The 13413-nt window shown below is 64.3% G+C and carries 11 protein-coding genes; 7 read left to right on the top strand and 4 right to left on the bottom strand.

Going from position 1 to position 13413, the window contains the following annotated elements; translation table 11 throughout:
• Nucleotides 1–102 precede the first annotated feature (102 nt).
• A complete protein-coding gene (locus AAC645_RS01055; RefSeq protein WP_340313184.1) occupies nucleotides 103–2043 on the bottom strand; it encodes a hybrid sensor histidine kinase/response regulator in 1941 nt (646 codons plus the stop codon).
• Between the two features lie 300 nt (nucleotides 2044–2343).
• On the opposite strand from AAC645_RS01055, the gene AAC645_RS01050 reads away from it, so the two are divergent.
• Nucleotides 2344–3936, top strand: coding sequence for a phospholipase D-like domain-containing protein (locus AAC645_RS01050; RefSeq protein ID WP_340313182.1), 1593 nt, complete (start codon nucleotides 2344–2346; stop codon nucleotides 3934–3936).
• Between the two features lie 34 nt (nucleotides 3937–3970).
• Here AAC645_RS01050 and AAC645_RS01045 read toward each other — a convergent pair whose 3' ends face one another.
• The gene (locus AAC645_RS01045) at nucleotides 3971–5377 is read right to left on the bottom strand and encodes a DEAD/DEAH box helicase (protein WP_340313180.1); all 1407 of its coding nucleotides are present in this window, start codon (nucleotides 5375–5377) and stop codon (nucleotides 3971–3973) included.
• Nucleotides 5378–5475: 98 nt separating this feature from the next.
• The gene (locus tag AAC645_RS01040) at nucleotides 5476–5931 is read right to left on the bottom strand and encodes a hypothetical protein (RefSeq protein ID WP_340313179.1); all 456 of its coding nucleotides are present in this window, start codon (nucleotides 5929–5931) and stop codon (nucleotides 5476–5478) included.
• Nucleotides 5932–6057: 126 nt separating this feature from the next.
• Here AAC645_RS01040 and AAC645_RS01035 point away from each other — a divergent pair, with 126 nt between their 5' ends.
• Both AAC645_RS01035 and AAC645_RS01030 read left to right on the top strand, forming a co-directional pair.
• Complete coding sequence (locus AAC645_RS01035) at nucleotides 6058–7515, top strand: FAD-binding oxidoreductase (protein WP_340313177.1); 1458 nt, start codon at nucleotides 6058–6060, stop codon at nucleotides 7513–7515.
• Nucleotides 7516–7565: 50 nt separating this feature from the next.
• Nucleotides 7566–8339 (top strand): SapC family protein, encoded by a 774-nt coding sequence (locus AAC645_RS01030; RefSeq protein WP_340313175.1) that lies wholly within the window; start codon nucleotides 7566–7568, stop codon nucleotides 8337–8339.
• A 258-nt stretch (nucleotides 8340–8597) separates the two neighbouring features.
• Here the strand turns inward: AAC645_RS01030 and AAC645_RS01025 are convergent, their stop codons facing one another.
• Nucleotides 8598–9458: an N-formylglutamate amidohydrolase gene (locus AAC645_RS01025; protein ID WP_340313173.1), complete on the bottom strand. Its 861-nt coding sequence runs from the start codon at nucleotides 9456–9458 to the stop codon at nucleotides 8598–8600.
• Between the two features lie 165 nt (nucleotides 9459–9623).
• Here AAC645_RS01025 and cpdR point away from each other — a divergent pair, with 165 nt between their 5' ends.
• From cpdR to AAC645_RS01005, 4 genes are all read left to right on the top strand, one after another.
• Nucleotides 9624–9998: a cell cycle two-component system response regulator CpdR gene (cpdR, locus tag AAC645_RS01020; protein WP_340313172.1), complete on the top strand. Its 375-nt coding sequence runs from the start codon at nucleotides 9624–9626 to the stop codon at nucleotides 9996–9998.
• 337 nt (nucleotides 9999–10335) lie between these two features.
• A complete protein-coding gene (locus tag AAC645_RS01015) occupies nucleotides 10336–10698 on the top strand; it encodes a hypothetical protein (RefSeq protein ID WP_340313171.1) in 363 nt (120 codons plus the stop codon).
• Between the two features lie 140 nt (nucleotides 10699–10838).
• Nucleotides 10839–13076 (top strand): TonB-dependent receptor, encoded by a 2238-nt coding sequence (locus AAC645_RS01010; protein WP_340313170.1) that lies wholly within the window; start codon nucleotides 10839–10841, stop codon nucleotides 13074–13076.
• 165 nt (nucleotides 13077–13241) lie between these two features.
• Nucleotides 13242–13409, top strand: a complete 168-nt coding sequence (locus tag AAC645_RS01005; protein WP_340313168.1) for a hypothetical protein — start codon at nucleotides 13242–13244, stop codon at nucleotides 13407–13409.
• The last annotated feature ends 4 nt before the right edge of the window (nucleotides 13410–13413 follow it).

Raw genomic sequence — 13413 nt, 5'->3', positions numbered from 1 at the left:
TGGTGTTCGAGCAACGCCTGTATCGCGCTGCTATTGTTGCTGATGTCGTCGCTGCTGCGTCGGCAGTGCCGCCGCTGGACGACATGCCGTCCGGAACGAAGATCAAACCGCTGGAGCGTTGAACAGGTCGGAGATCGCCCGCTCCAGATCGGCCTGGGAGAATGGCTTGCCGAGCTTGCGCATCGCCGGGTCCGCGCCCGGCGGCAGTTCGCCATAGCCCGTGGCGAGGATGAACGGCACTCCAGGTCGCCGCGCCATCGCCTGCTCCGCAAACTGGACGCCGGTCATGTTCGGCATCGCCTGGTCGGTAATCACCAGGTCGATACCCGGCTCGCGCTCGAAGATCGCCAGCGCCTCATCGCCCGAACTTGCCTCGAACACCAGATGCCCCATGTCTTCGAGCAGGGCGACGGTGTTCATCAGCACCAGCCCGTCGTCGTCAACCGCGAGCACCGTCAGCGGCCGGGTGCCGGAGGGAGGGCTCGCTTCGGGTATCGCTCCCGCCGAGAGGGTACCGGACGGGGCGATTGGGAGCCAGAGAGCCGCGGTGGTGCCCTTTCCGGGTTCGCTCTCTAGGAAGAAACGGCCACCGGACTGTTCGGCCAGTCCATGCACCATCGACAGGCCAAGCCCGGTGCCCTTGCCCACTCCCTTGGTTGTGAAGAACGGCTCCATCGCCCGGGAAAGCGTTTCGCCGTCCATGCCTTCGCCGCTGTCGGTGACGCTCAGGCTCACATAGCGTCCGGGCGCAAGCCCATCCTTGGCGCCGGGACCGACCATCCTCTCCTCTGCGGCGATAGTGATCTCGCCGCCCTGTGGCATCGCGTCGCGCGCGTTTACTACCAGGTTCAGCAGCGCCATCTCCATCTGGTTGATGTCGGCTGTGACCGCATCCAGACTGAGCGGGAAGCGCGTTTCGACGTTGATCGATGGCCCGAGCGAACGGTTGATGAGGTCCGTCATGCCGCGGATGAGCATCGGGATTTCGACACGTACGGGCTTCAGATCCTGCCGGCGCGCGAAGGCAAGCATGCGCTGGGTCAGGCTTGCGCCACGCCGCGCGCCCTGCGTCGCATTGTCGAGCAGCCGAAGCGCCTGCGGATCGTCGACCACCCGCTTGCGGAGCAGCTCCAGGCTGCTGAGCGTCGCCATCAGGAGATTGTTGAAGTCGTGGGCCACACCGCCGGTGAGCTGTCCGATCGCCTCCATCTTCTGGGCCTGGAATAACGCTTCGCGCGCCCTCTCCAGTTCTCGCTGGGCTTCCTCGCGTTCCGTCAGGTCGCGGGTGATCTTCGCGAAGCCGACCAACGCGCCATCGTCGTTCCGGATCGGGTCGATCACGACGCTCGCCCAGAAGCGCGAGCCATCCTTGCGATAGCGCCAGCCCTCCTTGGAAAAGCGCCCCTCATATTGCGCCGCGGCCAGCGCACGTTGCGGCTCGCCGGAGGCTCGATCGTCCGCCGAATAGAAGCGGGAGAAATGCTCACCGATGATCTCACCGGGCTTATAGCCCTTGATCCGCTCCGCCCCCGCGTTCCAGCTAGAAACATAGCCCTGCGCGTCGAGCATGAAGATCGCGTAGTCTGTGACGCTCTGGACCAGCAGCCTGAACTGCTCCTCGCTGCGCTTGAGAGTCTTCTCGGCTTCCGCTCGCTCGCTCAGATCGCGTGTTATCTTGGCAAAGCCGATCAACTCTCCGGCTTCGTCCATGACCGGGTCGATGACGACGTGGGCCAAAAAGGTCGAACCATCCTTGCGGACCCGCCAGCCCTCGGTCTCGAACTTTCCCTCGGCTGCGGCGGTTGCCAACGCCGCGGCTGGCAATCCCTTCTGCCGGTCCTCGCTGCGATAGAAACATGTGAAGTTCCTGCCGACAATCTCTTCCGCCGTATAACCCTTCAGGCGCTGCGCCCCGGCGTTCCAGTTGATCACATCGCCCGTGACGTCGAGCATGTAGATTGCATAGTCGGTGATGGAGTCGACAAGGAGGCGGTAGCGGCCGTCTTCGGTAAGAGGCCCCCCCAATGTCTCGCTTTTATTCATGGCCCCCAATTTCAATCCAGCACCCGATCATTTTTACGAGTGGCCGTCCCAACGCGCGGTCGGGATACCTGTTCCAGCCGGCCCGTCAACGCGACCTCAGCTCAATCAGGTCGCGATTTCGGGTTGCAGGCAGAAATCGCCCGACCCCGACAGCGCATCAACCCGCGGGCGCGCGTCAGCGGTTTCCTATCGCAACCCGTCGCGCAGCGATATAGGGTTGGCGTCATCGTCATCAGATCCCGCGGCAACGAAACGACCTGCGGAGCGTTAGGGTCCCGACGAGAATGTTACGGGGCCCAAATGGAGTTGAAAATCGATCGCGTGCGGGAACTGTCTGATGGGTTCTTCCAGACCGGATCCAATTGCTGGCGGATAGATCGGGCGACCAAGATCGCCGTGATCGTCGACGCCGCCGATTATTTCCGGATCGCGCGCGACGCAATGCTCCGCGCGCGCGAACAGATCATCCTCGTCGGCTGGGATGTCGATCCGCGCATCCTGCTGGATCCCGAAGACGGCGACGCCGAGTCGCCCAACTGCCTCGCCCAGTTCATCCCCTGGCTCGCCCGCGAACGGCCGGATCTCCGGATCAACCTGCTGATCTGGAATATGGGCTTCATCAAGCTTCTCGCGCGCGGCCTTTCGGTCTTCACTCTCGCGCGGTGGCGGATGTCGCGGCATGTCTCGATCCGCTTCGACAGCAGCCATCCGATCGGCGCCACCCATCACCAGAAGATCCTGGTGATCGACGACAGCATTGCCCTGTGCGGCGGCATCGACATGACATCCGATCGCTGGGACACCCCGGAACATCGCGACGAGGATCCGCGGCGCCGGCTGCCCGGCGGCAAATCCTATATGCCATGGCACGACACGGCCGCGATGATAGAAGGCGAGGCCGCTGCATCGCTTGGCGAGCTTGCGCGGGAGCGCTGGCAGCGGGCGACGGGCCGCCAATTGCCGTCCCCCACTCGTCGCCACGGGCTGTGGCCTGAGCACGTCGAGCCGCTCTTGCGCGACCAGGATGTCGCGATCGCCCGCACCGTTCCCAAAGCAGATGGCGTCGACGAGGCTCGCGAGATCGAGCAGCTTTATATCGACATGATCGCTGCCGCGCGCCGCTTCATCTATGCGGACAACCAGTATTTCGCGTCGCGCCGGATTGCCGAAGCGCTCGCGCACCGGCTGGTGGAGAAGGATGGGCCGGAAATCGTGATCGTCAATCCGATCAGTGCCGATGGTTGGCTCCAGGAGGCGGTGATGGGCAGCGCGCGGGCGGCGCTTTTCTTCACGCTAGCCGAGCTCGACACCCATGATCGCTTCCAGATTTACACGCCGGTAACAACTGCCGGGAAGCCGATCTATGTCCACTCCAAGCTGATGATCGTCGACGACGTCATCCTTCGGGTCGGCTCCTCGAACATGAACAACCGCTCGATGGGGCTCGACAGCGAATGCGACATCGCGGTGGGTGGCATTTCTGGCGACACGCCCGATCCGGCGATCCGCAGCCTCCGCGAAAGGTTGATGGCCGAGCATCTTGGCACCACCCCGGAGATGGTCCGCTCGGTCTTCGAGCGGACGAAATCGCTGGTTGCCACCGTCGAGTGCCTGCGCGGCGAGGGCAAGACGCTGGTGCCGTTCGAGCCCGGCGAGTGGAGCGACGCGACATTGTCGATCGGCACCAGTGAACTGCTCGACCCTGAATCGGTCGACGAGCGATGGGAACCGCTGTCGAACCGCGGCCTGTTCCGCGGTTTTCTGCGTCGCGGCACCCGCCAGCTGTTCGAAGACGTGCGGACACGCCGCCGCGAGCGCCGTGAGCGCAACCGAGGGCGCTGGCGGCGCAAGTTCCGTGAGCTTTGGGAAGCCACGCGCGGGCACGGGGAATGAAACTACCCCTCCCGCCGAGAAGAGAAAGGCTTGGCTAGCCCAGCCGGACCTCGAGGAAGCTCGGCACCGGACCGTTCCATCCCTCATCGGGGCCGTCGTCGCGATCCTCGCGGCGCGCGCGGCGTTCTTCGGAACTGGTCGCGCGCGCGGGACGGGGCGCGCGGGGCGCCTCCTGCGCAGGCCGTTCGCGGCGCGGCGCGCGAACTTCGCGCGGTGCAGCCGTCGCTTCAGCCGGCGACGGCACGCGTTCGCGCCGTCCGCGCCCACGGGCCGGCCGCACCTCGGCTGCAGCCTCGGTCTCGGCGTTTTCTGCGGAAGCGGACGGCTTTGTGCCACCGCTCCGAGCGATCTTGTGACCCGTCAGCTTTTCGATTGCCTCGACGGCTTCGGCATCTTCGGGCGTGACGAGGGTGATCGCCTTGCCGGTTGCCCCGCCGCGGCCGGTCCGGCCGATCCGATGGACATAATCGTCGGGATGCCAGGGCACATCGAAATTGAAGACATGGCTGACGCCCTTGATGTCGAGCCCACGGGCGGCGACGTCGGATGCGACCAGGATGTTGATCTCACCGGCCTTGAAGCGGTCGAGTTCACGCAGACGCTCGGGCTGTTCCATATCGCCGTGGATCTGCCCCGCCCGGAAGCCATAGCGCGCGAGGCTTTGAGCCAGGTCGCGCACCGTCGTCTTGCGGTTCGAGAAAACCAGTGCGCTCGTGACATCCTCGACCTTGAGCAGGTCGCGCAGGGTATCGCGCTTGGCGCGGCTGGATGTCTCGACCAGCGCCTGGTCGATCGACAGGTTTGCGCTCGCGGGACGTGACACTTCGATCTGCTTCGGGTTCGACAGGAACTTGTCGGCCAGTTTCTTGATCGGCGCCGGCATCGTCGCCGAGAAGAGCAGCGTCTGCCGCTGGGCCGGAAGCTTGGTGCAGATTTCCTCGATATCGGGAATGAAGCCCATGTCTAGCATGCGGTCGGCCTCGTCGATGACAAGCATGCTGCAACCGGTCAGCAGAATCTTGCCGCGCTGGAACAGGTCCATCAGCCGGCCCGGTGTCGCGATCAGAACGTCGACACCCTTTTCGAGCGCCGCAACCTGCTCGCCCATGTTCACGCCGCCTATCAACAGAGCCATGCTAAGCTTGTGATATTTACCGTATTTTTCGAAATTCTCAGCAACCTGCGCCGCGAGCTCACGGGTCGGCTCGAGGATCAGCGACCGCGGCATGCGAGCGCGGCTTCGGCCATGTGCCAGGATGTCGATCATCGGCAGCACGAAACTGGCGGTCTTGCCCGTTCCCGTCTGCGCGATGCCGATGAGGTCCTTCATCATCAGGACAGGCGGGATCGCCTGCGACTGAATGGGGGTCGGCTCGGTATAGCCGGACTCCGACACGGCGCGGAGGAGTTCATCGGAAAGGCCGAGATCGGCAAACGACATAATATATCCGGAAATAGGCGGCGCGAAGCCCCGCTTGAACCGCCGCGCTTGGGCGCGAAGCCGAGATTTGTCAAGGTAAATGGCCCGGTATCAGGGCCTCATTTGTCCAGAACGAGCCTTCGGAAACGCAGTATCTCGCATTGCCCGCCAGCCCGGGTCCTGATCACGTCGCGATCGGCGCAGATGTTGCCGTCCTCGGTCGGCAGGATATAGAAGCCGGAGTAATAATCGAGTGCCGGGCAGTTCGACGAAAAATGCGCCCGTAACCGCTGGCCGCCGCGCAACGCCAGGTCGATCGCGTCATCGGCGACAACTGCGGCACCCGCGATCGCTGCCATCGGAACGCATTTGGGGCCCTTCTTCGATGTCCATTTGAGCGGCTTGGGCGGCACTCGGCGCGGCACCCGCACGATCAGCGACTGCTCGATGGTAAGCTGCGCAAGTTGGATCGGGCGCGCGCCTTCGCTGGCGCTGACCCCGGAGCCGGCGACCGGCAGCAGCAACGTCAACGCAGCACCGATCCACATTAGTCGCGGCAGACGGCCCAGCTTCACGATCGATTATCCACCCTTGTGCTGGCCCCGTTTTCGAGGTCACCCTAACCCCATCGTCCTTCGGCGCAATCGCTTGAACAGCGGATTAACTGGCAAATCGCGTCGGGGCTGCATTATGTTCCCGTCATGACCGGCCTAAACTCTCCGGATCGGGCGCTGCTCGACAAGCTCGCCGCCCTGCTCGGGCCGCAAGGCTTCGTCACCGACCGCGACCTGATCGCGCCCTGGCTCACCGATTGGCGCGAGCGCTATCATGGCGACAGCGCTGCGCTACTCGCCCCAACCACTAGCGAGCAGGTCGCCGGCATCGTCCGCCTGGCGGCCGAAGCACGGGTCGCACTGGTGCCCCAGGGCGGAAACACCGGCACGGTCGCGGGCGCGACGCCGGCGGCCGACGGATCGACGCTGTTGCTGTCGCTGCGGCGGATGAACCGGATCCGGTCGCTATCGGCCGACGACAACGCAGCCATCGCCGAGGCGGGCGTGATCCTGTCCGATCTGCACGACGCTGCCGGCACGATCGGGCGCCGATTTCCGCTATCGCTCGCCGCCAAGGGTTCGGCCACGGTCGGCGGGCTGGTCTCGACCAACGCCGGCGGCACGCAAGTGCTGCGCTTCGGCCCGATGCGTGCGCTCGTGCTGGGAATCGAGGCGGTTCTGCCGGACGGATCGCTGTTCGACGGCCTCGCCACCCTGCGCAAGGATAATCGTGGCTACGACCTGCGGCAGTTGCTGACGGGCGCCGAGGGAACGCTGGGCGTCATCACCGCCGCGGCCCTGCGGCTGGTGCCTGCCCCTGCGTCCCGCGCGGTCGCATGGGTCGGTGTCGCCAGCCCGAAGGCCGCCCTCACGCTGCTGCGGCAGCTCGAGGAGCGCACCGGGGAGGCGGTCGAAAGCTTCGAGCTGGTGCCGGCCAATGCGCTCACGCTGGTGCTCGAGAAGATCCCGGGCGCACGGGCGCCGCTCACCGAGCACTATCCCTGGAACATATTGGTCGAAGCTGTCGGCGCGCAGGCCGGCTTCGATCCGGTCGAAGCGCTCGAGACGGCACTCGCAGCGGCGATCGACGCGGGTCTGGTGCTCGACGCAACGATTGCCGCGAGCGAGACGCAGGCCGATGCGCTCTGGGCGTTGCGCGAGTCGATCTCCGAGGCCGAAAAGATCGATGGCCCCTCGGTCAAGCACGACATATCGGTTCCAGTGTCGGAAATGCCCGCTTTCCTGGAGCGCCAGCGCCAGCGGGTCGAAGCCCGCTTCCCGGGGTCGCGGATCATTGCCTTCGGCCACCTTGGCGACGGCAACATCCATTTCAACCTGCTGCCCCCCGATGCTGCGGACCGGTCGGCCTGGATCGCGGAGCATGGCCCGGCTGCAAGCGCCATGATCCATGACCTTGTCGCCGCAGCCGGCGGATCGCTGTCTGCGGAACATGGCATCGGTCAGGCCAAGCTCGCCGAGTTCGTCCGGCTGACCGATCCGGTCCGCCTCCGGACGCTGCGCGCGATCAAGCAGGCGCTCGATCCGCTCGGGATCATGAACCCCGGAAAGCTTGTTCCGCTTGCTTCCGGCGATCAGGCCCAATAGGCGGCGTTCTACGGCCTCGCGGCCAGAAGATATTTTCAGGAGATGCCCTCATGGCGAGTGCCCCGGCCAACGCCCTGCCCCTTTTCTACAATGATCTGCAACCGCTTTCGAGCCAGGCCCACGCGACCTGGAAGGCCAAATCGATCGAGGGCGCCCCGTTCTTCGCGCAGGCGCATGCGGTCCCGCTGACGGTGGAGGAGTTCGTCCTCGCCCAGCGCCACTATCCGATTGTCTTCTCGGCCGGGCCGCAGCCCGTTCCGCTCGCGCTGTTCGGCCTGAACGAAGGCGTGAACGTCTTCACCGACGAGCAGGGCGTTCCGACTCGCGATCTCTATATTCCCGCCTATGTCCGCCGTTACCCGTTCATGCTGGCGCGTCTGCGGGAAGGTAGCGACGATCTGTCGCTGTGCTTCGACAGCACCTCCGGCGTGATCGGGGAGTTCGAGGACGGCCTTCCGCTGTTCGAGGGCAGCGAACCGGCCGAGGCGACCAAGAACACGCTCGCCTTCTGCGAGCAGTTCGAGCAGGCGGGCATGCGCACCGGCATGTTCATGGAGGAACTGATCCAGAACAAGTTGCTGATCGACGGCGAGGTCACAATCGAAACCGAGAACCAGCAGCCGTTCGTCTATCGCGGTTTCCAGATTGTCTCCGAGGAAAAACTCAAGGAATTGCGCGGCGATGTCCTGCGCAAGATGCTTCAGAGCGGGCTGCTCCCGCTGATCCACGCCCACCTGTTCTCGCTTTCTCTCATTCGCGATGTGTTCTCGATGCAGATGCAGCAGGGCAGGATGCCGGAGCCGACTCTCGCGACGACAGCCTGAAAGGGCCAGACCCAGGATAACCGTCGTGCTTATAAGGAATTTTCCCGATAGCGACGAACTGTTCTTGAAACCGTAAGGGAACCGGCCTATCTTGTTTTTGTGCGGTGGTCGTGCCCCCCTTTCGCGGCCCCGTACTACGCATCCTTCGGGATGCGTTCCTCCCTGAACCTTGGCCACCTCGTGCATCTGCACGAGGTGGTTTTTTTCATTTGGGGCTGTCGGCTAACGCAGGCGGCCCATGAACAGGAACAGGACACTTCATTCCGCGGCGATCGATAGTCCCCCGCTGAACAACGCGCCGATCTCCGCTGCGATCGTCGCCAGCAGCCGCCCACACCCTTCCAGATTGGCCGTCGGCGCATTCAGCGCAGCATCAAGGTATAGGGACCGATCATATTCGATCTGGATCGCGTGGACGTTCTTGCGAGGGCGGCCATGCCGATCGATGGTGTAGCCGCCGGCATAAGGGTGATTACGCGCAGCACGCAGCCCGACTGCTTCGATGACCGCGAGCGCCACATCGACCACGGCCGCCGATGCGCCAGCGCCGAATCGGTCGCCGATCACCAGCCTGACCGGTCCGCCGGCCTGACGGACGGGCAGCGGCGGCATCGAATGACAATCGATCAGCACTGCCACTCCGAAGATATCGCGCGTTGCCTTCAGCCGTTCGGCTATCGCGCGATGATAAGGCTCATGCGCGCAGGCGATCCGCCGGGCGGCCTCGTCCAGCGACATTGGCCGGCTCCATAGATCGCCGCAAGCTGGCAGCCGGCGCGGGAACAGGCCGAGGCCGGCGCGGACCTTGCCGCTGAGGAGTAGTTGACCGCCGGCGATGCTGCCGTCGATCATCGCTGGATCGATCTCACGCGGGTCGCGATTGAGATCGATCGCGGCTCGCGCGATCCGCGCGACGATCGCGGTCGCCCCGTCCGCCACCGCCTGCTCGACGAGACATTCCGCGTGGCGATCCTCCAGCGCGCGAAGCCGTTCGAGCGGAACTCGGGCCTGGTCCAGAAGCCAACCCGGATAGACGCGACCCGCATGCGGCACCGCCAGCAACACCGGCGAGCGCGGCGTTGCGGGTCCTAAGGCGGAGAAGGCAGGTTCTTCCAGCATCCGGACTAGTGCTAAGGACGCAATTGGCGCCACGCAACCGGCCGTGGAACGCCGGCGGCAGCTGGACCGGATATTTCGTCGTTTGGCTGGAATTTGTTAAGCGGTTGACGCATAAAGAGCAGGACTTCACCGGCACGGTGCCGGTTGCGGGATGCGATCAGGGCTATGATCCGAATACTTCTGGCCGAAGACGACGATTCGATGCGCGAATATCTCGCGCGCGCGCTCGAGCGCACCGGCTATTCGGTGACGAGCGTCGATCGTGGCACTGCCGCGCTGCCGTTGATCGAGAGCGAGAGCTTTGATCTGCTCCTCACCGACATCGTCATGCCTGAGATGGACGGAATCGAACTGGCCCAGCGCGCCAATGTCATCGCACCCGGCATGCGCGTCATGTTCATCACCGGCTTCGCCGCGGTGACGCTGAAATCGGGCGCGACCCCGCCCGACGCCAAGGTTCTCTCAAAGCCCTTCCACCTGCGCGACCTCGTTCTCGAAGTCGACCGCATGTTCCAGATCGGCACCGCGACCGGGAGATAACCGGAGAAGCCTAGCTGAGCTTTGCCACCGGGAGAGCTACGAGCGCCATCGCTGCAATCATAATCGGTGTAACCACGACGGCATCTCCCGATCGGCGCCTCCTTCCGCCGATTCAGACTGATGCGGCAAGCGCTGACAGAGGCGCCAGAACACATAGCGCTTATGTGAACCGTGTGCGTCCGGCCGCAGCAGTCGAGCCTTATAAGTCAAGAACATCTTCGCAAAGATGCGCCCTGTACTACTAAAGTATAGGTTGCGCCGCGATTCCTGCCCGTACTCACCACGCGATTTTTACTCTCGAAGGGGTATGCCGCCTGATCGGAAACAGGAAACACGAATGTATTCGTTCAAAGTTGATCCAGGGACGCGCCTTATCCGCGCGGTCGTCGGGGGGCATCAGTCGGCCGAAGAACTCGAGCAGTTCAGCGCCGAACTGCAGGTTCGCGCACGCGCGTTGCACGCAGCAGCCGGCAAGTTCGATGTGCTCCTGGATATGCGGGAGGCGCTCATATTGCCGCAGGCGCTGACGGCCGCTGTACAGGCGTCCATGCACTGGCTCGCCAATAACGGATTGGCCCGAAACGCCTATCTTGTTGGCAGCGCGCTAATGAAGATGCAATTCAACCGCATCGCGATCAGCCCCGCCTTCGCCTGCTTCCAGACAGAGAAGGACGCACTGACCTGGATCGCAGGCGATTGAGGCCCACCGTGGCGCGGGCGCCAAAGAACTCGCGGCCTGTCATCTGGACAATTGGATTTGGACAAAGGCGAAAGCGATCGATGAGGACGATGGCGCGTGGCATGGTAGCGTTCCGGACGCTTGCGTGGAGCATTTGCGCCATGACCGTGGCAGCTCCGGCGGCATCCTATGCCAACGAAATTTCCGGCGAAGCCACGCCGCCGCAGGACGACGGCCGAATCCAGGATATCGTCGTCACTGCCGAACGGCGCGAACAATCAGTCCAGAAGTCCTCGCTGGCGCTCCAGGTTCTGACCAGCGCGGAACTGGAGCGGTCGAATCTCACCCAGGCGAGCGACCTTAACACCGTCGTCCCCGGCTTGCAGATCGGCGCCGGCGGCAACGCCCCGCAAATCTATATCCGCGGGGTCGGAGACTTTGCCGGAAGCGCGCTGAGCAACCCGGCGGTCGCCGTCAACATCGACGGAGTATATGTCGCGCGCCCGCAGGCCGTGAACAGCCTGTTCTACGATCTCGCCCGCATCGAGGTGCTGAAAGGCCCGCAGGGCATCCTCTATGGACGCAACTCCTCGGGCGGCGCGATCAACCTCGTCTCCAACCGGCCTTCGCTCGACAAGGCCGGCGGCTATCTCTCGGCAACGCTCGGCAATTACGCGGCGCGGCGGCTTGAAGGCGCCGTGAACATCCCGCTCGGCGCCACGGTCGCCGTGCGCGGCGCACTCAACCTAGTAGACCGCAACGGCTATCTGTCGGACGGCACCGATGATGACGAACGTCAAGCCGGCCGCCTTCGCCTGTTGTGGGAGCCGAACGCCGATGTGTCGCTGCTGCTCAACGCCGACTATGCGAATGAAGGCGGCCACGGGCCCGGCTTTGTGATGCTGCCGCGGCCGGAGGGGACGGGGCGATGGACGTCGGCGTCCAGCCCACAGGCCAATGCCGTGCTCTCGTCGACCCCGCCAATCGGCTTCCTGATCCCTCCCGTCCAGCCCGACAGCTTCCGCGGCACCCGCTTCTGGAACTTCAGCGCGGAGCTGAACTGGAAGCTCGGCCTGGGCACGTTGACGGTGCTGCCGGCCTATCGCGACGCCCGCCTGCGGGAACGCAACTATCCGGCCGGGCTCCGCAACTTCATCCCCGCAGCCGACGCCAAGCAGACGAGCGTCGAGATCCGGCTGGCGAACGATGGCGGCCGCCTCGGCTGGGTGATCGGCTTCTTCTATTTCAACGAGGACCAGCGGGCCGAGCAGCAGATCTTCCAAGGCATCCTCCAGGACAATGTCGGCTTCTACAGCCCGAAGACCCGCAGCTACGCCGCCTTCGGGCAGGCGACCGTGCATGTGCGGGACGATCTGCGGCTCATCGGTGGCCTTCGCTATACCTATGAGCGGCGCACGCTCGACGGCCGGCTGCTCACCAACAGTCCGCTAGGGCTTCCGCCGGGAACGCTGCTGCCCGCTCTGCTGGAAAGCTTTGGCGGCCGCGACAGCTTCGATTCGCTAACCTGGCGCACCGGCGTCGAATATGATGTTGCTCCGCGCAGCATGCTGTTCCTCACCGCCAGCACCGGCTTCAAGGCCGGCGGCTTCAATCAGACGATCGCCCCCGACGATTCCTATGATCCCGAGAAGATCACGGCGATCGAGTTCGGCTCGCGCAACATCTTCCTCGATGGCCGCGTGCAGGCCAACTTCGAAGGCTTCTTGTGGAAACTGAAGGGCGCACAGGTCGCGCACGTCAAGTTCGACCCGATCGGCAACGTCAACTTCATCACCGACAACGCCGGCTCGTCGACCATCTATGGCGTCAGCATCGACGTCGTGGCGAGCCTGGGCGACGATGATCGGGTGCGGATCTTCGGCGAATATAATCACGCCCGATATGACCGATTCCGCTATGACACCGCGTTCAGCATCTTCGGCAATCCGATCTTCAACCCGCTCTCGGTTGGCTGCCCTGTCGGCGCGACGGCTCCCGGCAGCGTCTTCGGCACCCAAATGATTTCCGTCGATTGCTCGGGATTCCGCCCGCCACGCGCGCCCCAATGGTCGGGATCGGCATCCTACCGCCACAGCTTCGCGCTGCCGCAGGGAGACCAGTTCGTCGTCGATCTGACCTCGGTGTTCGCGTCCGCCCGGCAACTCGGTTACGAGCTCGTCCCTACCCAGCGGGCATCGGGTTACGCTACCTTCGATGCCGATCTGACCTACCGCGCGCCCGACGACCGCTGGTCGATCGGCGGGTTCGTCCACAACATCACCCAGCGGGCGGTCTATACCGGCGGCGCCGTCCAGGCGTTCGTCCCGCCGCTGGTCTATGCCACCATCGCCCCGCCGCGAACCTACGGCCTGCGGCTGCGCTATGATTTCGGCCGCTGAGGCTTTGGCTCTGGCGAGCCCCGGCCGCTGAGCTGTCCGCGCGGTGATGCGGGAATCCCGCGCGACGCCGCCCATTAGCGACACGGCCCGCCGCGTTGCGCAATTTTGGTCATCATAGTGAAAGGTGCGTGGCTCCATCGGTGCTGCGACCACAAAGGATGGCACATGCTCGACACCGAAACCTCATATCTGCTGACCCGCGCACGGGAAGAGGCTGTCGCGGCGATACAGGCGAAACATCCGTCCGCGTCGGCAGCGCACCAGCAACTGTCCGTTCTCTATTCGGCCAAAGCGATCATGGAGCTTGGCGACCGCCCAGTCCGACGACGCTGATCAT

Origin of the sequence: Rhizorhabdus argentea (assembly GCF_037861105.1) — a bacterium.
In the GTDB taxonomy this organism is placed as follows: domain Bacteria; phylum Pseudomonadota; class Alphaproteobacteria; order Sphingomonadales; family Sphingomonadaceae; genus Rhizorhabdus; species Rhizorhabdus argentea.
The sequence above is the reverse complement of the archived record's forward strand: the minus strand, read 5'-3'. Positions and strand labels throughout refer to the sequence as shown.

Bases quoted from the DNA above. Each gene is read 5' to 3' on its own strand.
- AAC645_RS01055 (WP_340313184.1), bottom strand. From the start codon at position 2,043: ATGAATAAAAGCGAGACATTGGGGGGGCCTCTTACCGAAGACGGCCGC.
- AAC645_RS01050 (WP_340313182.1), top strand. From the start codon at position 2,344: ATGGAGTTGAAAATCGATCGCGTGCGGGAACTGTCTGATGGGTTCTTC.
- AAC645_RS01045 (WP_340313180.1), bottom strand. From the start codon at position 5,377: ATGTCGTTTGCCGATCTCGGCCTTTCCGATGAACTCCTCCGCGCCGTG.
- AAC645_RS01035 (WP_340313177.1), top strand. From the start codon at position 6,058: ATGACCGGCCTAAACTCTCCGGATCGGGCGCTGCTCGACAAGCTCGCC.
- AAC645_RS01030 (WP_340313175.1), top strand. From the start codon at position 7,566: ATGGCGAGTGCCCCGGCCAACGCCCTGCCCCTTTTCTACAATGATCTG.
- AAC645_RS01025 (WP_340313173.1), bottom strand. From the start codon at position 9,458: ATGCTGGAAGAACCTGCCTTCTCCGCCTTAGGACCCGCAACGCCGCGC.
- cpdR (WP_340313172.1), top strand. From the start codon at position 9,624: ATGATCCGAATACTTCTGGCCGAAGACGACGATTCGATGCGCGAATAT.
- AAC645_RS01015 (WP_340313171.1), top strand. From the start codon at position 10,336: ATGTATTCGTTCAAAGTTGATCCAGGGACGCGCCTTATCCGCGCGGTC.
- AAC645_RS01010 (WP_340313170.1), top strand. From the start codon at position 10,839: ATGACCGTGGCAGCTCCGGCGGCATCCTATGCCAACGAAATTTCCGGC.
- AAC645_RS01005 (WP_340313168.1), top strand. From the start codon at position 13,242: ATGCTCGACACCGAAACCTCATATCTGCTGACCCGCGCACGGGAAGAG.